This is a genomic window from Haloarcula japonica DSM 6131 (assembly GCF_000336635.1).
Taxonomy (GTDB): Archaea; Halobacteriota; Halobacteria; order Halobacteriales; family Haloarculaceae; genus Haloarcula; species Haloarcula japonica.
In genome coordinates, this window is record NZ_AOLY01000038.1 from 41,285 (window position 1) to 58,720 (window position 17,436).

A 17,436-nucleotide genomic window follows, 5' to 3' on the forward strand; every position below is an offset into this window, starting at 1 on the left:
GGGCCTACTCCGCCATGATGCTGTCGAGCAGTTTCGTCTGGGCGGCGGCGAGGTGTTCAGCGAACGTCGAGACGGAGATGTCCAGTTCCGAAGCCACGTCGCCGGCGTTGGCCCCTTTCGGATACTCGAAGTATCCCATCTCGACGGCCGTTTCGAGCACCTCCTGCTGCCGGTCGGTGAGTTTACTTCGGTCGACGAGAATCGAGTCCACCGGGTCAACGTCGCCGTTCCGACGCATCGACCGGAGCGAGACGCCGTCGTACAGTTCCTTCAGCCGTGTCACGATAGCGCGCACCCGGTCGACATCGGGAACGTGGAAGGTCAGGTGGAGCTGTCCGCCCTCGGCGCGGATATCCGCGACCGGACAGTCGTATGTTTCGACCGCCTCGCAGACGCACTCAGTTCGCGACCGAGAGAACTGGTAGCGGGCCCCGTTGCCCGTCGCGAACACCTTGTCCATGCCCTCCCGGGCCTCGATTGCCCCTTCGTCAGTGGCCGTCGCGGTGAACTCTTCGATGACTTGCCCGTCTTCGTCTGGGCTGCTTCGGGCGACATCGGTCACGGCCGCGCCTGCCTCGTCCGAGACGCTCGCCACCGGACACGCTCCAGGGGTGTCAACCGACAGCTCCACTCTAATGCCGGAGTCGCTCATATGAGATACTGTGACACCATGTTACAAAACGGGCGAGGCGCGTTCCCACGGAGTGAAAAACCCCCTCAATCTGCTGGGTGCTGGTCGGGAACCGACCCCTCGAACCCATCCGGCTGGTAGTCACACAGCGGGTCCGCAGCCAGCGGGTCCCCCGTCGTCGCGTACGCCCGAGACCGGCTGCCGCCACAGACCGTTCGGTATCGACAGGCCCCGCATTTGCCCGTCAGCGCGTCGTCGTCCCTGAGTTGCTGGAACAGCGACGACTCACGGTAGATATCCACGACGCTTTCCTCGCGAACGCTGCCTGCCGATTTCGGCAGGAACCCGGAGGGGAACACCTCGCCAGTGTGGCTCACGAAGGCGAATCCCTTGCCAGCGCGGATGCCCATCCGTCGCTTGAGCCCGCTAGCCCCTTCGTCCTGGTTCTGTATCGCGACGCGGCGGTAGTGGGGTGCTTCAGTCGTCTTGAGGCCGAACGATGCCTCCTCGCTAACCTCGTGGAGCCACGATAGCACGCGCTCCGCTCGGTCGGGATCAATCGGCGTCAGCACTCGCCCGCGGCCGACCGGAACGAGGAAGAACACCGACCACAGCACCGCATCGAGGTCCGCGACGAGGTCCCGGATCGCCGGCAGCTGTTCGACTGTCTCCGCACAGACAGTGGTATTGATCTGCAACGGGATGTCGAGATCACGGGCCGCCTCGGCGGCTTCCATCGTGGCCTCGAAGCTCCCGGACTCGCCCCGGAAGGTATCGTGAGATTCGCTGTCGCCGCCATCGATGGACAGAGCCAGCCGTCGGAGTCCGGCGTCGTCGAGTTCGGCCAGTCGGTCCCGCGTCAGCGAGTTCGTCCCGCTGGGTGTCAGCGTCATCCGGAGACCCTGCTCGGTCCCGTAGTCGATGAGTTCCGGGAGGTCCTCGCGGGCGAGCGGGTCCCCGCCTGAGAGGACGACCAGTTGCCCGTCGCCGAACTCACGGGCCTGGTCCAGCAGCGCCTTCCCTTCCGCCGTCGATAGCTCGTCTGGGTGGCGGCGGGGCTGGGCGTCGGCCCGGCAGTGCTTGCACGCCAGTTCGCAGGCCTGGGTCACCTCCCAGATCAGCACCAGCGGCTGTTCGTCGAGGTCGAGTTTCCCGCGCATCTATGCCTCCCGGTGGACGCGGGTGACGTGACCCCCACAGCCACACTGCTGGACGTACTCCAGCGATATGGAATCGCCGAAGGCCTCCGCCAGCGCGTCGAACAGGTAGGTTTCCGGATGGCCGTGGTCAGCGTGGCTCACCAGGTTGACGTGATTCCCCACCGTCGTCTTCTCGACGGCGTCGATAGCCTGTTCGACGACCACGTCGGGGTCTTCGGCGTGCGCGGGCGTCTCCAGGTTCGCCGACCAGGAGTTGTCGTGCACCTCGGTCGTTACCGGCGGCACGTCCTCGTGGGGATGGCTCATATGAACAGATTGACGGCGGGCGTCCCTCGGTCCTATCCCGAATATGTTCGGGCCATTGTACACAACGGATTACAGAGCGGAATTCGTCCGAACGGCCTCTATCACACGTACCGCTACGTCACCTGTTCGACGAGCCAGTCGAACTGCTTTTCCAGTTCCTTCGTGCGCTGTCGCGAGATAACGGTCGAATCGATCATCTCGCCGAGCACCGGGAGGTCGAGCGCACTGTACTCCGTCGTTGCCGTGACTTCGGTCCCGCCGTCGACGGCCGCAACCGTGTATTCTGTCATCATTGACTCGAAGATGCCCTGCCGCTGCTCGTACCGAAGCACCGCGTCAGTCTCGACGATTTCGAGGTCTAGCTCGATTTCGAAGAGCCCGACGCGGTTCATGATGCCGAGGTTGTCCCCATCGAGTGTCACCTCGTCGAACCCTGCCGCAAGCATAAACGGCTCCACGTCAGTTATCAGGTCGGTGACTGTCTCTGGGTCGGCTGGGACCGTCCGAGTCAGCGAGACGCGTTCCATACCGGACGGCGAATGCCCGTCGGAATAAGCGTTCGCCATACCCGGAGATGTTCGGGCGGCCGGCTATGCACCCGGACCGTCGTTGGTGAACGAATCGCGGCATGGTTCCCCAAAATTCTTGTTCCCGAACAGAGAAGCGAACATGTTCGGGATTACGGCCGCAGGGGTCGGACGAATATATTCGGATACACCAATGCCACACGCTGAACTCACGCTCACGATTCCGGATGAGATCTGGATCGGCGACATCTCGCGAGCGTACGACGACGCGACGTTTCGCATCCTGTCTGCACTCCCCGGCGAGGACTCCGGTGTCGGGCTAGCGGAGATCACATCGGACGACCTCCCGGCGGTTCTCCGTGATATCGAGGACCGCGAGTCAGTCACAACCCTCGAGATACTCTCTCATCGGGACGACAGCGCACTGGTTCAGTTCGAGACGTCGATGCCGCTCCTGCTCTTCCCGGTTCAAGGCTCGGGCGTCCCGCTTGAAATGCCGTTCACGCTGTCGGACGGCCAGGCCGTCTGGGAGATATCGGCACCACAGGAGCGGCTCTCCGAGCTCGGCGAGCAACTGGAGGAGTTCGGTATCTCCTTCAGCGTCGACCGCATCCAGCAACACCTCGAAACCGAGCAGGTGCTGACCGAGAGCCAACTGGAACTGGTCCAAGAGGCCATCGACGCGGGCTACTACGACACGCCCCGAGAGTGCTCGCTGACGGAACTGGCCGACCGCGTCGGTATCGCCAAGTCGACCTGCAGCGAGACGCTCCACCGCGCGGAGGAGCAGATCCTGAAACAGTTCGTCTCGGACCTCCCCGCGCGGTGAGGGGAAGTCGAAGGGCGTAATACGCGCCTCTGTGAGAGGTACGACATATGAGTTCCGACGCGGTCGACGAGACGCACGAAAACGCCCGACAGGAGGTCATCGCGGTAGACGCCGACGACAACGAGGAGGGGCTGGTCAATCGACTCGATGCCCACACTGGCGACGGCGTTCGCCACCGCGCGTTCACCGCCCTGCTGTTCGACGAGGATGACCGGATTCTCCTCGCCCAGCGCGCGGCGAACAAGCGCCTCTGGGATACACACTGGGACGGCACCGTCGCCTCCCACCCCGTTCAGGGCCAGACACAGGTCGAAGCCACCGAGGAACGCCTCGAAGAGGAACTGGGTATCGACCCCTCGCAGTACCAGAACCTCCGCGTGACCGACCGGTTCGAGTACAAGCGCTATTACGAGAACGCCGGCCTGGAGTGGGAAGTGTGTGCAGTCCTACAGGCCACGCTGCACGACACCTCGCTCGATCCCAACCCCGAGGAGGTCGACGGCCTCATGTGGGTCCCCTACGAGCGACTCCGCGAACACCCCGAGTACTACCGTCAGTTGCGTCTCTGTCCCTGGTTCGAGATCGCGATGCGCCGCGACGAGGAGCGGTAACGTCGGCGACCGCCAGCGGGGTCTCCGGCACCGCAGGGACGGCACCCCGACCCCCTTTCTTTTCGGCCCCGCCGCCTAACCCCGCGTATGGACGTTCCGCTCTATGAGTCCCTCGACGGGCAGGTCGTACTCGTCACCGGTGCCACGCGCGGTATCGGGAAGGCAATCGCTGACGGACTGGTCGACCTCGACGCGACGGTGTACGCCGGCGCTCGCGATACCGACGACATCGACGCCGCGGACCGCCACGCGGTCGAACTCGACGTGACCGACGACGACGCTATGGTCGACGCGGTCGACCGCATCGAGCGCGAGCAGGGCCGGCTCGACGCCCTGGTCAACAACGCCGGCGTGATGGACTCCCGAGAGCCGCTCGACGAGATGCCGACCGACGTCATCGACCACACCCTCGACACGAACCTCCGGGGAGCGGTCCTCATGACGAAGTACGCGCTCCCGCTGTTGCTGGCCGAGGAGGGCGGCCGCGTGGTCACCATGTCCTCCGGGCTGGGGGCCATCAGCGAGAGCCAGTCGGGCGGCACGCCGGCCTACCGCATCTCGAAGACGGGCGTCAACGGCCTGACCAAGTACCTCGACGGCGAGTATGCGGCCAACGGCCTCATCGCCAACTCGGTATGTCCGGGGTATGTTCAGACGGACATGACCGAGGGGAGCGCGCCACGAACGCCAGAGGAAGGGGCCGAGACGCCGGTCTGGCTCGCTCGCTTCCGGTCCGACGCGCCGAGCGGTCGGTTCTGGCGCGACAAGGCCGAGATCGAGTGGTAACAGCAGCGATCAATCAGCGTTCTCGCTGTGGGCCGTCGCTGGCTCGTCCGTCGCATGGACTGGCTCAGCCGCCGGCAGTTGCAGTTCCACAGTCGTTCCGGGCTCGTCCGTATCGGGGAACGACATCCGGCCGCCGAGGTTTCGGACGATCCAGTTGACGAGCCAGAGCCCGACGCCGGAGCCGTGTTTGAGCGGCGTTTCGGTCCCCGAGCGGATGACCTCGCGCTCGTGGTCAGTGATACCGGGACCGTTGTCGTGAACGGCTACACGGACGCCCGGCGTTCCGTCGGCCCGTGTCGCTGTAATCTCGACCACAACTGGGCCCTCATCGGTCGCCTGATGTTCGACGGCGTTCTCGACCAGTTCCTCCAGCGCGATGAGAACCGACGGACCGCCCCGTATCCAGAGATCATCCTCGCAGGTGAGCGTGATCGCCACGTCAGGGCGACGGTCCCGAGCATCGCTCACGACCGATTCTAGCAGCTGCTGAAGCGCTGTCGGGCTGTGCTGTTCAGTCTCCAGGGCCTCGGTGACTCGGCCGATCTTGTTGCTGCGGGCGACGATGTCGTCGACTGTACTGATAATGCGGTCGAGTCGCTCGCGTTCGTCGGCGTCGGCCGTGTCCCGGAGCAGGTCCGCGTTCCCTTTGACGACGTTCATCTCGTTCCGGATATCGTGACGGAGCAAGCGGTTGAGCACGTCCAGCCGCTGTTCCCGCTGTCGGCGGTCTGTGATATCTCGGAGGCTGATGAGGTGGCCCGAGACAACGCCGTACGCGCGGTACAGCGGTATCACGCGCACGTCGTAGTACCGGACGCTGCCCTCGTGTTCGAGGGTCGTCTCGGTCTGCGTTCGCTCACCGGGGCCGGGGACCGTCTCGGCGAGTGCCGGTAATGTATGCGGTAGCGAACGGCCCAGCAGCGCGTTCTGGTCACCGTCGAACAGCGCTGTTGCGGTCGCGTTGATATCGACGATGCGGCGCTCGTCGTCGACAATGATGACCATATCATCCATTTCGGTAAAGATCGCTTCCCGGCCCAGTTCCCGGGTCACCGGTGCCACATCGAGCAGTTGTCCGCGGAGGATGGCGACTGAGAGGACGGCCCCAGACGCGACGTACCCGAGACTCGTCGGGTTGAACGGAATCGGTACCGCACCGAGCACAAACAGCGTCTGGACGACCGTCGGGACGGCGATGGCGAGCAACAATGCGACCCCCTGACCCTGAAACACCTGGTTCGACCGGAACAGCATCCGCAACAGGAGGACACCGCCGGCGAGAATCAACAGCAGTATGTAGGACATGTGCCCCCAGTACATGACTCCGTACGCGGGAGCGAGGGCTACCGACGATGCGGAGACGGAGTGTGTCCCGTGGCCGGACCAGATGAGTTCGTGGGCGTGGTTCGACCACACGAGCGTGACAAACACCGCCGGTTCGACGAGCAACAGCGCTGTTCGGCGCTGCGTGAGCCAGTGTGGGTGTCCCGTGTACTCGATAACCGTTACGAGCCAGGCGACAGGGATGATTACTGAGAGCGTCAACTGTGCCTGGACAAGCCGCTCCATGGTAGACAGCCCCGGCACAGCGAGCTCGATACCGTACGTCACGGCCCAGAGGCTCGCCGCAACGACGAACACTGCCAGCGGTCCCGCGCCCGGCCGATCCCGGTGGAGCCACACCAGAAAGGCGACGCCCATACCGACAACACCCGACAATAAAACGACAGTAAGCGGCGACAGGACCATTCAGTAGCGTAGTAATGGCGTCCCTGATATAACTATTCTCGGTCACTTCGACTGCGAACGAACCGCGGACCACACGGCGAGGGCACCGAGTACGAACGCCGGGACGAGCGGGAGCGTGAGATAGGCATCCCGGAGCGTGAGCCCGAAGCTACTGATAACGCTCTGGGCGGCCGGCAAGAGCAAAATTGCGCCGGGAACGAAAAGGAACGCCACGCCGATCATTCCAACCAGAATCCAGCCGCTCGTTCCGAACTCGGGACCGTCGGCAGCTTCCGTGCCTGTCTCACTGTCCGCACGAGGGGCGTCTGCGGACTGTGGCTCCGTGTCAGGACGGTGGACGTAGCCGGACTCATCGTCAGCCATCGACACGCCCCCCGTCGCGCCCGCTCGAACGGTGCGTCACGATGGGACGACCTCCAGTAATACCGACGGAACAACGTGGCTGCATATCTCGGAGTCAGGCAAGCGAGCGCAAAACGCTAACGGTCCCGTTACTGCGACAGACTAGGGGCTTCCTGGCTTGAGATGTCACGCAGACTCAGCCGATGGCCGCTGTCGGAAGCGTGTGCGTCCCGCTGGCCCTCCGCGACCGACGAGTCTTCGTACAGTCCCTCAAACGCACATTCATGGCAGACGACGTGGTATCTCCCAACCATACATTTTTGTTCTTCACCCCATATTTTAAGACTATCGGTTTCAAATATTATACAGATTATAGTCGCGCAAACGGTCGTCAGGGTATTTATCCACCGCAACCGATGGGGGAGTATGGTGGATTTCCAGTCCCGTGACACACGCCGGGGTTCGACTGACGGGGAAGACGACGAGACAGACGAGGGCGAGACGGGGGACGACGAGGAATCCGCAGCAACCGATACTGGTACCGAGGCCACCACTTCAGAGCCAACCGAAGCAGCGGACACAGCACCGGAAAACGTCGACAGAGCAGCAAGTGAGGGTGACGGAACGGAGACTTCTGCGGGGGACGGTGACGATTCCACGTCGGAGCCTGAAGCTGATAGCGGCGTCGCAGAGCGAATCGACGAGGCAGCAAACCAAGGTACAGACAGCCAGCCAGCGGGTGAAACACAGAACTCCGGGGGCGTTGCTGAGCAGATACAGGAACCTGACGAGGACCCCCTCTCTGAGACACAGACAGGGACCCAACCGGCGGATACACCGCAGGAAACATCGGTTCAGGCAACGGATGAGACGAGAGCGCAGACAGTCACCCAGGACGACGCGCCGCAAGAACAGTCGGTGACCACCGCCGTCGTCACCGTCGGGACGGCAACCGAAGAAGGCGACCCGACGGGCGAGGCGGTGGAGACAGCACTCGAAGCGACCGGCCAGACGGTCACAGCCCGCGAACGCCTTCGAGGGGACTACGACGGCATTCAGGAGGCCGTCGACAGGTTGGTCGGACGTGACGACGTGGAGACCGTCGTCACCGCGGGGGGACTCGGCGTCGCCCCGTCGGAGCAGACGCTCGAAGCGGTCCACCCGCTGTTCGAGAAAGCCCTGCCGGGATTCGAGGAGGTGTACCGGGGCCTCCTTTTCGAACAACAAGGGACGAGTGTCATCGCTGTCCGCGCAACGGCTGGCATCGCCGACGGGACGCCGGTGTTCTGCCTGCCCGCGGATCCGGCGGCGGCCAGTGTTGCCATCGACGAGATCATCGCGGCGGAAGCCCCGTCGCTCGTTGCTGACCTGTCCTGATTACGGCCGACGGATTCGTGTTATCAGTCTTGTGTCCGTTTACCCGACTTAACGTGATATTTTGCCGGTTCGTTCCGGGCCGCCAATTTTTCTACAGCTAATGGGCTATTCTTCCGAATATCGACCGTTTAAACGGTTAAATCGCTGTGAAAGGTCGTTAACTGCGTCCCCCATTGAAGTGGAGCCAGTCCACAGGATCAGGTGTCATGTCCGATCGCAACGCGACACGACGCGGCGTACTCAAGGGTATCGGCGCGACAGCTGCGGCCGCACTGGGTGGGACGGCCCTCTCCGGTACGGTTGCGGCGGCCGGCCCCTGGGAATCCGTCGAGTCCCCGACTGGGAACACCCTCCACGATGTCGAATACACGGCCGCGGGTGCGTACGCCGTGGCGGGTGGCGGCATCGTACTTGAACGAACCAGCACAGGCTGGCAGAAGGTCCTCGGTGGCGGCCCGACCGGCAACGGGAACAGCCTCTACGGGGCCGACGTGACCGACGACGGGAAGGCCCTCTGGTTCGTCGGGGCCTCGGGCGCTATCGGCGAGTACGACGTGGAGTCGGGCGTGCTCACCAACCACAGCGCCCCGATGGACGTCACCAACAACTTCAACGACGTGTCCGTGACCGGTAACGCCGGCGAGGCGAACGTCTACGTCGCCGGCGACTCCGGGAAGATGTACTACAGCTTCGAGAACGGCGCGAGTCAGACGTGGGACTACACCACGCCCGGGTCCGGGTCGGCCATCAACGCCGTCGACTTCCACGGCGTCCGCTCGGGCCACATCGTCGACGGGAACAAGAGCGTCTTCGTCACCGACGACGGTTCGACGTGGAACAAGATCGGCCTCGCCGACGCCAACGTCAACTTCTACGGCGTCGACTCCGACGGCCCGGATGACGTGTGGGTCTCCGGCGGCGGCGGCATGATCTTCCACTGGAACGGGTCCGAGTGGACGCCGACCGACACGGGCGACGCCGGCCTGCGCGACATCGAGGTCACCGACGACGACAGCACCGGCTACACGGTCGGTGGCGGCGGTAAGGTGTACAGTCTCGGCGGCGGCGACTGGACCCCGGAGGAGACGCCTGCGGGTGAGAATCTGAAAGCCGTCGTCCGCGGCGGCACCGACATCGCGGTCGGCTCGGGCGGAACTATCCTGGAGAAGTAGGAACCGCCGCAGGTCCCTGGCTGGCTGCTCGTGCCCGCATCGAAAGACGGCCCGCTGGTGTGACGGGCCTGGTTTGCTGTCCGTTTATCCGAAGGCGTTCACTCCCGCTGGCGTTCGCACTCCGCAGCCCCATCCGCGGGGAGCCGCGCGTCCCGGTACGTCCCCTGGTGGAACGTTTCGGCGAGCCAGATTTTGTGTCCGTACTCGTTCCCGAGCCGCGCCGTTCCGGTGGAGACGAACTGCCGGGTCGAGGACTGTGAGTGGAGGTTGACGTGGCACTCCTGTAGCTCCCAGTAATCGTCGCCCGACGTCGTCCGGTCCCCCTGTTTGCGGAGATAGACGTGCGTTATATTCGGCAGGCAAATCGTCATCCGGTCGAGCTGGTCGGCCGCAGTCCGCGGGTCCTTCCCGCCGTAGAAGTTCGCGTACTGTCCGAAAGAGTAGGTCACGACGCTGCCTTCCTCCCAGTCGTCGAAGTTTTCGACGTTGAGCGCGAACTCGCGGCCGCCGACCGTGCCACAGACGCCGAGGTACACGTGGTCGTCGGTCCCCTCGTGTCTCCCGGACCCGGTCGTCAACGAGACGAAGACGCCGGCCAGTTCACTCATCCGTGACGCCTCCCGTCCCGAGCTGTTCGTCCGCCGATACGGACCGCCGTCGTGGATACTGTTGGCTCATTGCCTCTCTCCTGTCTCCGGCGAGACATCGCAGATAGATCGGAAGTGCGCTTAATACCTAAAAATCGTTCATGATATATATCGACGACTCCCGCCAGTAGCCACGACATACCCCTGAACTCTCAGCCACATCGAATTGTCAGAGCGACACCGACGTTTTACCGGTGTGACGCGAACAGGCGGTATGGACGAGATTCAGGTTCAGGGAACGTCGGTCCCCGCACTCGGCCTCGGAACATGGCAGTTGACCGGCCAGACCTGCCGCGAGACCGTCGAAGCGGCCCTGGAGATGGGCTACCGGCACGTCGACACGGCACAGGCCTACGGCAACGAGCGACAGGTGGGCCTGGGGATGGAGGCCGCCGCAGTCGACCGCGAGGACGTGTTTCTGACGACGAAGCTCGACGGCTCCAACCGCGACGAACGGAGCGTCCGGCGGTCGACGCGGGAGAGCCTGAACAAGCTGGGAACGGACTACCTGGACCTCCTGCTCATCCACTGGCCGAACACCCCGTGGATGGCGTCGCTGTCGGAGACGCTCGGCGCGATGAACAACCTTGTCGAGGAGGGACTGGTCCGTCACATCGGCGTCAGCAACTTCTCACCGTCGCTGCTGGACGAGGCCCGAGAACTCTCCGCGGCCCCAATCCTCACCGATCAGGTGCAGTACCACCCTTACTGGGACCAGCGGAAACTGCTTGACTACTGCCGCATCCACGACGTGCTCCTGACCGCCTACAGTCCGCTCGCCCGCGGCGGCGTCCTCGACGACCCCGCGCTTGTCCAGATCGGAAACAAGTACGCGAAGTCCCCGGCGCAGGTCGCCTTGCGGTGGCTCCTCCAGCAGGACGGCGTAGCCGCGATTCCGAAGGCATCCAGCCGCGACCATCTGGAAGCAAATATGGCTGTCTTCGACTTCGAACTCACCGACGCGGAGATGGAGCGTATCCGGGACCCGTCGAAGATCAAAACCGGCGTGCAGTTCGTCCGGTCGCAGTTGCCGTTCTGAGCGGAAGCGCCAGTTCATATAGACTTGAAGTCCCGGCTTGTGGATTGTATTCGATTTGTCTGGACATACATCCTCTTCTTCAGATTATTTAACTATGTTTGTATCCTTTCCCGCCGCAAATATTACGAATCCCACAACTGCCATAAGCTGTCTCATCATAGCATTCGTGTGGTGCGTTACCACTAGAGTGCGGCGTTGGGACACACCGCTGAATCCACAGCGAGGCCACTGTGTCAGTACACGAATCCGAACCGATACGGCGGAGCATCGAAGTGGAGTACTGGGTCATCGACGACGCAGGCCGGTTGGTCGAGCCGGGAACACTCGTTGACGCAACCCCGGGTGCGGAGCGGGAGTTCGTCGAGCCCCTGCTGGAGGTCAAGACGACGCCGTGTGAGACAGCGACAGAACTGCGCGAGGAACTCCTTGGCCGGCTCGGGGCCGTGTTGCGGCAGGCCGACGACCTCGGAAAACGCCTCGTGCCGCTTTCGACACCAGTCAATGCCGACGAGATTCAGGAGATTCCAAGCGACCGGACGCGGATTCAAAACTGTGTCATCGGCGACGATTTCGAGTTCGTTCGCCACTGCGCCGGCACACACATCCACGTCGAACAGCAGCCGGGGCGGGCAATCGACCAGTTGAACACGCTGATCGCCATCGACCCCGCGCTGGCGCTCGTCTCGTCATCGCCGTACTTCCGGGGACGGCGACTGGCTGACGGGGCGCGCTCGAAGCTGTACCGGTGGATGGCGTACAATTCGGTGCCACACCAGGGCTGGCTGTGGTCGTACGTCACCGACAGGGCCGAATGGGACCGGCGGCTCGAACGGCGCTATGACGAGTTCGTGACCGCGGCTATCGACGCCGGTCTCAACCGCCAGACTGCTGTCGCGAATTTCGACCCGGAAAGCGCTATCTGGACGCCGGTTCAACTCCGGGCCGAGTTCGGCACCGTTGAGTGGCGGTCGCCCGACACTGCGCTGCCGAGCGAGGTGCTGTCACTGGCTGAGGACATCACGGGTCTGATGGAGCATCTCAAGGGAACACCGGTCCGTATCGACGGCCAGCGGGGCCGTGTTACCGACGACGAAATCGTGCTTCCGGAGTTCGATTCGGTCCTCGAATACGCTACCGACGCGATCTGTGACGGTGTTACCGCCGACGGCGTGGAGCCGTATCTCGACCGAATGGGATTCGAGGTAGACGCGTACGACCCTGTTTCGGCCACCTTCGATAGGCCGGAGCCAGTCACGCCCGAAGCAGCCAGGGAGATCCGGCTGGACCACGCCACCCGACTCAAAGCGGACCTGCGGCAGGTCGACCCAGTTGCCATGGACTGACCGACCAGCGATGGAGTGGCTCACGCCGGCGGTGGCCACAGACCAATCAACCACTGAACATATAGTCGCCGACAGTCTTTGCTCTCCTAACATGGTTACCGATGCGCTCCTCGGGTCGCTTCCGCCCGCCGTCTTCGCCGCACTCTCCGTGCTGGTGTGGGCCACAACGGTGGGATCGATCGGCCTCTGGACCTACAGAGACGCGCGGGCACGAGAGAGCGGGTCGCCGGTGGTGTGGGCCATCGGTATCGTCTTCGCCCTGTTCATTCTCCCCTACTACCTCTATAGGCGAGGGACGCGGGCGCACCCGCCGGAGCGACTTGACCACGGACTCATGACGCTCGCGAGTGCGGGCGTCGGTGCCTTCGTTGTCGGTGCCGTGCTCGGACCACCGGACCCCGTCACACAGCTCTACTATCTCCCAGCTGCCTTCGCCGGTCTCCTCCCGGTTGCCTACCTCCTGGTCTACCGGGGCGGCTACCTGCGGCCCAGCCAGTAGCTGTCGGGACGGTTTAGTCGCCAGCTAGAGTAACTATCCCTATGCCCACAGCGCTGACTGACGACATCTGGTGGTACGATCTCAGGGGAGTCAACGCGACGCTCGTTGACGACGACGGAGCGCTCACACTCGTCGACACAGGGCTGCCCTGGCACGGCAACGGACTCATCGCCGGCCTGAGCGACGCCGGCTACGAACTCCGTGATCTCGACAGAATACTCCTCACACACTTCGATTTCGACCACGTCGGCGGGCTGTCAGCCTTCGACGGCCTCGATGTGACCATTTACGTGGGTGAGCGGGACGCACCGCTGGTCACCGGCGAACAGGCCTCACCGCTGGGCAACCACAAGGGCGCATTCCAGCGATTCCTCTCGGCGTTGCTGGACGCGCCGGACAACGAAGTCGTCCCTCTCGCCGACGGCGACACCATCGGCAGTTTCACCGTCTATCACACCCCTGGACACACGCCGGGCCACGTCTGTTACGTCGGTGAGGAGCTGTCGCTGGGGCTGCTGGGTGATCTTGTCCGTGAGGACAGCGGCCGCTTCGAGCCCTCGCCGTGGCTGATGAGCTATGACACCGACGCCGTCGCCCGGAGTATCAGCGACTTCGCGGACCGGTCGCCCGCTTTCGAGGTCGCGGTCCCGGGCCACGGCGTCCCCTTCGAAAAAAGCGGCTCGGAGCGGCTCGACCGGCTGGCAGCGACGCTGTAATCAGTCCAGTTCCTCGGCGACCGCCGCGGCGTCGAGCAGGTTCGGATCGACCACGAGGTCCGTCTGTCGGCTGGCGAAGTCCGGCAGGGAGCCCTCAGCGTAGATGACGACCCGTAGGTCGGGGTTGAGATCCTTGGCGACGGCGATGGAGGTAGCCTGGGACATCTCGGTCAGCAGGTACACGTCTGCCTCGTGGATGCCGGCCTCCTCCAGCCCGGGTCGGTTGCCCACGTCAGCGACCGTCACAGTGTGTCCTTCGGCTTCGAGCGCGTCCGTGAGTCCGTTGGGGTCCGAGCCGACGAGAACGACGTTCATTCGTACTCGATGGTCGCCGGCGGTTTGTGGGTCACGTCGTAGACGACGCGGGCGACGTTCTCGTGCGCCCCGGTGATGCGCGACTGGATGCGCTGGAGCGTGTCCCAGTCGAGTTCCTGTGCGCGGGCGGTCATCCCGTCCCGGCTCTCGACGGAGCGGACGGCGACGACCCAGCCGTGAACGCGGTTATCGCCTTTGACGCCCGTGGCCTTACCAATCACCGCGGCCAGGGCCTGCCATGGCTCGTACTCCTCCAGTTCCTCCTCGACGACGTGGTTGGCCTCGCGGGCCACCTCCAGTTTCTCCGCGGTGACCTCGCCGATGATACGGACGGCGAGTCCCGGGCCGGGGAACGGCATGCGCTCGGAGATGATTTCTTCGAGGTCGAGCGCGCGGGCGACCTCGCGAACCTCGTCCTTGTAGAGGTCCCGCATCGGCTCGACGATGCCGTCGAAGTCGATTCGCTCCGGAAGACCGCCGACGTTGTGGTGAGACTTGATCGTCCCCTCGCTCTCGATACGGTCCGGGTAGATGGTCCCCTGAACGAGGTAGTCGGCGTCGACCTCGCGGGCGACCGTTTCGAACTCCCGGATGAACTGCTCGCCGATGATGTGGCGCTTCTCCTCGGGGTCGGTCTCGCCTTCGAGTTCGTCGAGGAATCGGTCCTGTGCCTCGACGATGCGCAGCGAATCCATGTAGTCGAAGGTCTCACGGATCTCGTCGGTCTCGCCTTTCCGCATCAGCCCGGTGTCGACGTAGACGGCGGTGAGCTGGTCGCCGATAGCCTCGTAGGCCAGCGCAGCGGCCGTCGAAGAGTCGACACCCCCAGAGAGCCCGATGACGGCGTGCTTGTCTCCGATCTCCTCGGCGATCTCGGCTTTCGCCTCCTCGATGAACTCGTCGACGTTCACCATCAGTGGCTCACCTCCTCAGTCGTCGCAGTGTGGGGGTCGTCGCCGAGGACCGCTTCGAGCAGGCCGACGAACGGCGGGCTAGCGCGGGTCGGTCGGGAGCGGAACTCAGGATGGAACTGCGTCCCAATGAAGTACGGGTGGTCCTCGGGCGCAAGTTCGAGTATCTCCATACGGTTCCCGGCGCGGCCGGAGAACTTCAGCCCGGCGGCTTCGAGGTCGTCGATGTACTCGGGGTTGACCTCGTACCGGTGGCGGTGCCGCTCCGTGCAGGACTCGCCGCCGTACAGCGTTGCGGCGAGCGTGTTCGCGTCGATTTCGGTCTCGTGGGCACCCAGCCGCATCGTCCCGCCCATGTCCTCGATCTCGTACTGCTCGGGCAGGATATCGATGACGGGGTGGGGCGTGTCCTCTTCCAGTTCCGCTGAATGAGCGCCGCCCAGGTCCAGCACGTTCCGGGCGTACTCGACGACGGCCATCTGGAAGCCGAGACACAGGCCGAGGAACGGCACGTCGTTCTCGCGGGCGTACCGGATCGCCTCGATTTTGCCCTCCGTACCGCGAGCACCGAAGCCGCCCGGCACGACGATGGCGTCGGCCTCGCGCATCCGGTCGGCGTGGTGGTCGCTCATCTTCTCCGAGTTGACCCACCGGACGTTCACGTCGACGTTTTTCTCAAGGCCGGCGTGTTTCAGCGCCTCGTGGACGGACATGTAGGCGTCTTCGAGGTCGTATTTGCCGACGAGAGCGACTTCGACCTCGCCCTCTGTGTTCTGGGTGACGAGGTCACGCCAGCGGTTCTCCCGTTCGTCTTCGGGCAGCGCCTCCGAGGCGATGTCGAGTTCTTCCATCACGTACTGATCGAGGCCTTCCTCCTCGACCATCAGCGGGACGTGGTAGATGTCGTCGACATCGGGGTTCGAGAAGACTGCTTCCGTCGGCACGTCACAGAACAGCGCGATCTTCTCTTTCGTGTCGATGTCGAGTTTGTCCGAACAGCGGCCGACGAGAATGTCAGGCTGGAGACCGATAGAGCGCAGTTCCTTCACGGAATGCTGGGTCGGCTTGGTCTTCTGCTCGCCGTTTTTCGAGTAGGGGACGAGCGTGACGTGAGTAAAGAGAATATCGTCCTCGTCTTCCTCGTGGGCGAACTGCCGGAGCGCTTCGAGATATGGCATCCCCTCGATGTCACCGACCGTGCCCCCGACTTCGATGATACAGACGTCGTTGCCCTCGGCGGCCTCGCGGATACGGCGCTTGATGTCGTCGGTGATGTGCGGGATGATCTGAACCGTGCGACCGAGATAGTCGCCGGATCGCTCCTTCTCGATGACGTGCTGGTAGGTCTTCCCCGTAGTGACGTTGTGATCGAAGGTCATGTCGATGTCGAGGAACCGCTCGTAGTTCCCCAGGTCGAGGTCGACCTCCCCGCCGTCTTTGAGCACGTACACCTCGCCGTGCTGGAAGGGGTTCATCGTCCCGGCGTCGACGTTCAGATACGGGTCAATCTTGACCGCTGTAACGTCGAACCCGGCGTTTTTGAGTAATCTGCCTGTGCTGGCGGCGGTGATGCCTTTCCCCAGGCCAGACATCACGCCACCGGTGACGAAGATGAACTTCCGACCCAGTTCCGGGTCGTAGTCCGTTTCGGGTTCGGTCGGCATACCGACGGTGAACCCCGCGTGGTCTAAACGGTTTCGGAGCGCGCACTGTTCGCCACCCCGTCGCAGTGTCAACGCGACTATACTGAAGGCTGCGTGAGGACGCGCCACGCAGCCACGAGTGCAGCAAGTGACAGCGCCGAAAACACCGCATCACTGGGACTGGAGCCGATTGCGATGAACAGCAGGTAGCCGGCGACGAATCCCCCCAGAAGCGAGACGACGCCGTGTCGTGTCGAGTGAGACACGGCTGCCCTGGTTCGGGTTGACATACAACATTATTTATTGGTATATAGTATAAATGTATCTTCAACCGGGAGTCAGGACTTGAGCACGCCGGATCGGATGGCGAAGTACGTCCCGATGGCACTAGCCGAGGCGAGCACAAGCGCCCGTACCGGCCCGCCCGCGACAAGTGCTGTCTGCATCAGTACTAACAGCGTCACCAGCGTGGCGATAAACGAGACGGCAGCGAACACAAGCGGGCGATCCATACTTTGAGGTCGGGTCGACAGCGCCTCTGTCTTTCGACATTGTCCAGCATATGTATTCTGAACTATGTTTTCACTTGGTGCTGAACTAGCGGCAACAATCAACTACGGACCCTGAACAGCGGTCGCAGTAGCTACAGGTGGTCGCGGAGAAACGGCCCAACCGTCTCGCCGATACGACCGCTCTGACCGACAAAATGGTGGTCGGCTGGTAGGCGCTCAACCGTCTGTCCCAGCACGGTGGCCCGGTCGAGGACCGGTTCCCAATCAACTGTCCCATCACGCTTCCCGACTACGACCTGTATCGGGCCTGTCTCTTATACA

The 17,436-nt window shown here is 63.4% G+C and carries 22 protein-coding genes; 9 read left to right on the top strand and 13 right to left on the bottom strand.

Annotated elements, in window-relative coordinates:
- Positions 1 to 4: 4 nt before the first annotated feature.
- The 4 genes from C444_RS14275 to C444_RS14290 form a co-directional block, all read right to left on the bottom strand.
- Complete coding sequence (locus C444_RS14275) at positions 5 to 652, bottom strand: helix-turn-helix domain-containing protein (protein ID WP_004593674.1); 648 nt, start codon at positions 650 to 652, stop codon at positions 5 to 7.
- Between the two features lie 65 nt (positions 653 to 717).
- Positions 718 to 1,791 (bottom strand): radical SAM/SPASM domain-containing protein, encoded by a 1,074-nt coding sequence (locus C444_RS14280; RefSeq protein WP_004593675.1) that lies wholly within the window; start codon positions 1,789 to 1,791, stop codon positions 718 to 720.
- Complete coding sequence (locus C444_RS14285; RefSeq protein WP_004593676.1) at positions 1,792 to 2,097, bottom strand: CGCGG family putative rSAM-modified RiPP protein; 306 nt, start codon at positions 2,095 to 2,097, stop codon at positions 1,792 to 1,794.
- A 113-nt stretch (positions 2,098 to 2,210) separates the two neighbouring features.
- Positions 2,211 to 2,624: an SRPBCC family protein gene (locus C444_RS14290; protein WP_004593677.1), complete on the bottom strand. Its 414-nt coding sequence runs from the start codon at positions 2,622 to 2,624 to the stop codon at positions 2,211 to 2,213.
- A gap of 193 nt (positions 2,625 to 2,817) precedes the next feature.
- Here C444_RS14290 and C444_RS14295 point away from each other — a divergent pair, with 193 nt between their 5' ends.
- The 3 genes from C444_RS14295 to C444_RS14305 all read left to right on the top strand — a co-directional run bounded on the left by C444_RS14295 (position 2,818) and on the right by C444_RS14305 (position 4,850).
- The gene (locus C444_RS14295) at positions 2,818 to 3,453 is read left to right on the top strand and encodes a helix-turn-helix domain-containing protein (protein WP_004593678.1); all 636 of its coding nucleotides are present in this window, start codon (positions 2,818 to 2,820) and stop codon (positions 3,451 to 3,453) included.
- A 47-nt stretch (positions 3,454 to 3,500) separates the two neighbouring features.
- Positions 3,501 to 4,064 (top strand): NUDIX hydrolase, encoded by a 564-nt coding sequence (locus C444_RS14300; protein ID WP_004593679.1) that lies wholly within the window; start codon positions 3,501 to 3,503, stop codon positions 4,062 to 4,064.
- A gap of 87 nt (positions 4,065 to 4,151) precedes the next feature.
- Positions 4,152 to 4,850: an SDR family NAD(P)-dependent oxidoreductase gene (locus C444_RS14305; protein ID WP_004593680.1), complete on the top strand. Its 699-nt coding sequence runs from the start codon at positions 4,152 to 4,154 to the stop codon at positions 4,848 to 4,850.
- 9 nt (positions 4,851 to 4,859) lie between these two features.
- On the opposite strand, the gene C444_RS14310 is transcribed toward C444_RS14305, so the two are convergent.
- The 3 genes from C444_RS14310 to C444_RS22405 all read right to left on the bottom strand — a co-directional run bounded on the left by C444_RS14310 (position 4,860) and on the right by C444_RS22405 (position 7,255).
- A complete protein-coding gene (locus tag C444_RS14310; RefSeq protein WP_049909536.1) occupies positions 4,860 to 6,599 on the bottom strand; it encodes a histidine kinase N-terminal 7TM domain-containing protein in 1,740 nt (579 codons plus the stop codon).
- Between the two features lie 42 nt (positions 6,600 to 6,641).
- The gene (locus tag C444_RS14315; RefSeq protein WP_004593682.1) at positions 6,642 to 6,962 is read right to left on the bottom strand and encodes a hypothetical protein; all 321 of its coding nucleotides are present in this window, start codon (positions 6,960 to 6,962) and stop codon (positions 6,642 to 6,644) included.
- A gap of 128 nt (positions 6,963 to 7,090) precedes the next feature.
- Positions 7,091 to 7,255 carry a hypothetical protein gene (locus C444_RS22405; RefSeq protein ID WP_167320813.1) on the bottom strand — a complete coding sequence of 55 codons (165 nt, stop codon included), beginning with the start codon at positions 7,253 to 7,255 and terminating at the stop codon, positions 7,091 to 7,093.
- Between the two features lie 112 nt (positions 7,256 to 7,367).
- On the opposite strand from C444_RS22405, the gene C444_RS14320 reads away from it, so the two are divergent.
- Positions 7,368 to 8,318, top strand: a complete 951-nt coding sequence (locus tag C444_RS14320; RefSeq protein WP_004593683.1) for a molybdopterin-binding protein — start codon at positions 7,368 to 7,370, stop codon at positions 8,316 to 8,318.
- Between the two features lie 206 nt (positions 8,319 to 8,524).
- Positions 8,525 to 9,490 carry a WD40/YVTN/BNR-like repeat-containing protein gene (locus C444_RS14325; protein WP_004593684.1) on the top strand — a complete coding sequence of 322 codons (966 nt, stop codon included), beginning with the start codon at positions 8,525 to 8,527 and terminating at the stop codon, positions 9,488 to 9,490.
- A gap of 98 nt (positions 9,491 to 9,588) precedes the next feature.
- Here the strand turns inward: C444_RS14325 and C444_RS14330 are convergent, their stop codons facing one another.
- A complete protein-coding gene (locus tag C444_RS14330; protein WP_004593685.1) occupies positions 9,589 to 10,098 on the bottom strand; it encodes a hypothetical protein in 510 nt (169 codons plus the stop codon).
- A gap of 253 nt (positions 10,099 to 10,351) precedes the next feature.
- Between C444_RS14330 and C444_RS14335 the strand changes: the two genes are divergently transcribed.
- The 4 genes from C444_RS14335 (at position 10,352) to C444_RS14350 (ending at position 13,734) form a co-directional block, all read left to right on the top strand.
- Complete coding sequence (locus tag C444_RS14335) at positions 10,352 to 11,176, top strand: aldo/keto reductase (protein WP_004593686.1); 825 nt, start codon at positions 10,352 to 10,354, stop codon at positions 11,174 to 11,176.
- A 230-nt stretch (positions 11,177 to 11,406) separates the two neighbouring features.
- A complete protein-coding gene (locus C444_RS14340) occupies positions 11,407 to 12,519 on the top strand; it encodes a glutamate-cysteine ligase family protein (RefSeq protein ID WP_004593687.1) in 1,113 nt (370 codons plus the stop codon).
- A gap of 91 nt (positions 12,520 to 12,610) precedes the next feature.
- The gene (locus tag C444_RS14345) at positions 12,611 to 13,018 is read left to right on the top strand and encodes a DUF7534 family protein (RefSeq protein WP_004593688.1); all 408 of its coding nucleotides are present in this window, start codon (positions 12,611 to 12,613) and stop codon (positions 13,016 to 13,018) included.
- Between the two features lie 41 nt (positions 13,019 to 13,059).
- Positions 13,060 to 13,734, top strand: a complete 675-nt coding sequence (locus tag C444_RS14350) for an MBL fold metallo-hydrolase (protein WP_004593689.1) — start codon at positions 13,060 to 13,062, stop codon at positions 13,732 to 13,734.
- Here the strand turns inward: C444_RS14350 and C444_RS14355 are convergent, their stop codons facing one another.
- The 5 genes from C444_RS14355 to C444_RS22410 all read right to left on the bottom strand — a co-directional run bounded on the left by C444_RS14355 (position 13,735) and on the right by C444_RS22410 (position 17,115).
- Positions 13,735 to 14,049 carry a DUF7126 family protein gene (locus C444_RS14355; protein WP_004593690.1) on the bottom strand — a complete coding sequence of 105 codons (315 nt, stop codon included), beginning with the start codon at positions 14,047 to 14,049 and terminating at the stop codon, positions 13,735 to 13,737.
- Positions 14,046 to 14,963, bottom strand: a complete 918-nt coding sequence (guaA, locus tag C444_RS14360) for a glutamine-hydrolyzing GMP synthase (protein ID WP_004593691.1) — start codon at positions 14,961 to 14,963, stop codon at positions 14,046 to 14,048. The genes C444_RS14355 and guaA overlap by 4 nt, the downstream gene beginning before the upstream one ends.
- Positions 14,963 to 16,624, bottom strand: coding sequence for a CTP synthase (locus C444_RS14365; protein ID WP_004593692.1), 1,662 nt, complete (start codon positions 16,622 to 16,624; stop codon positions 14,963 to 14,965). The genes guaA and C444_RS14365 overlap by 1 nt, the downstream gene beginning before the upstream one ends.
- A gap of 77 nt (positions 16,625 to 16,701) precedes the next feature.
- The gene (locus C444_RS14370; RefSeq protein ID WP_049909537.1) at positions 16,702 to 16,893 is read right to left on the bottom strand and encodes a hypothetical protein; all 192 of its coding nucleotides are present in this window, start codon (positions 16,891 to 16,893) and stop codon (positions 16,702 to 16,704) included.
- A 48-nt stretch (positions 16,894 to 16,941) separates the two neighbouring features.
- Complete coding sequence (locus tag C444_RS22410; RefSeq protein ID WP_004593694.1) at positions 16,942 to 17,115, bottom strand: hypothetical protein; 174 nt, start codon at positions 17,113 to 17,115, stop codon at positions 16,942 to 16,944.
- Positions 17,116 to 17,436: the final 321 nt, after the last annotated feature.

What these genes read in the sequence shown, in the direction of transcription:
- C444_RS14280 (WP_004593675.1), bottom strand. Translation starts at nt 1,791, where the DNA reads ATGCGCGGGAAACTCGACCTCGACGAACAGCCGCTGGTGCTGATCTGG.
- C444_RS22410 (WP_004593694.1), bottom strand. Translation starts at nt 17,115, where the DNA reads ATGGATCGCCCGCTTGTGTTCGCTGCCGTCTCGTTTATCGCCACGCTG.
- C444_RS14300 (WP_004593679.1), top strand. Translation starts at nt 3,501, where the DNA reads ATGAGTTCCGACGCGGTCGACGAGACGCACGAAAACGCCCGACAGGAG.
- C444_RS14320 (WP_004593683.1), top strand. Translation starts at nt 7,368, where the DNA reads ATGGTGGATTTCCAGTCCCGTGACACACGCCGGGGTTCGACTGACGGG.
- C444_RS14325 (WP_004593684.1), top strand. Translation starts at nt 8,525, where the DNA reads ATGTCCGATCGCAACGCGACACGACGCGGCGTACTCAAGGGTATCGGC.
- C444_RS14290 (WP_004593677.1), bottom strand. Translation starts at nt 2,624, where the DNA reads ATGGAACGCGTCTCGCTGACTCGGACGGTCCCAGCCGACCCAGAGACA.
- C444_RS14350 (WP_004593689.1), top strand. Translation starts at nt 13,060, where the DNA reads ATGCCCACAGCGCTGACTGACGACATCTGGTGGTACGATCTCAGGGGA.
- C444_RS14285 (WP_004593676.1), bottom strand. Translation starts at nt 2,097, where the DNA reads ATGAGCCATCCCCACGAGGACGTGCCGCCGGTAACGACCGAGGTGCAC.
- guaA (WP_004593691.1), bottom strand. Translation starts at nt 14,963, where the DNA reads ATGGTGAACGTCGACGAGTTCATCGAGGAGGCGAAAGCCGAGATCGCC.
- C444_RS14335 (WP_004593686.1), top strand. Translation starts at nt 10,352, where the DNA reads ATGGACGAGATTCAGGTTCAGGGAACGTCGGTCCCCGCACTCGGCCTC.
- C444_RS14305 (WP_004593680.1), top strand. Translation starts at nt 4,152, where the DNA reads ATGGACGTTCCGCTCTATGAGTCCCTCGACGGGCAGGTCGTACTCGTC.
- C444_RS14330 (WP_004593685.1), bottom strand. Translation starts at nt 10,098, where the DNA reads ATGAGTGAACTGGCCGGCGTCTTCGTCTCGTTGACGACCGGGTCCGGG.
- C444_RS14275 (WP_004593674.1), bottom strand. Translation starts at nt 652, where the DNA reads ATGAGCGACTCCGGCATTAGAGTGGAGCTGTCGGTTGACACCCCTGGA.
- C444_RS22405 (WP_167320813.1), bottom strand. Translation starts at nt 7,255, where the DNA reads ATGGTTGGGAGATACCACGTCGTCTGCCATGAATGTGCGTTTGAGGGA.
- C444_RS14370 (WP_049909537.1), bottom strand. Translation starts at nt 16,893, where the DNA reads ATGTCAACCCGAACCAGGGCAGCCGTGTCTCACTCGACACGACACGGC.
- C444_RS14365 (WP_004593692.1), bottom strand. Translation starts at nt 16,624, where the DNA reads ATGCCGACCGAACCCGAAACGGACTACGACCCGGAACTGGGTCGGAAG.
- C444_RS14315 (WP_004593682.1), bottom strand. Translation starts at nt 6,962, where the DNA reads ATGGCTGACGATGAGTCCGGCTACGTCCACCGTCCTGACACGGAGCCA.
- C444_RS14295 (WP_004593678.1), top strand. Translation starts at nt 2,818, where the DNA reads ATGCCACACGCTGAACTCACGCTCACGATTCCGGATGAGATCTGGATC.
- C444_RS14345 (WP_004593688.1), top strand. Translation starts at nt 12,611, where the DNA reads ATGGTTACCGATGCGCTCCTCGGGTCGCTTCCGCCCGCCGTCTTCGCC.
- C444_RS14355 (WP_004593690.1), bottom strand. Translation starts at nt 14,049, where the DNA reads ATGAACGTCGTTCTCGTCGGCTCGGACCCCAACGGACTCACGGACGCG.
- C444_RS14310 (WP_049909536.1), bottom strand. Translation starts at nt 6,599, where the DNA reads ATGGTCCTGTCGCCGCTTACTGTCGTTTTATTGTCGGGTGTTGTCGGT.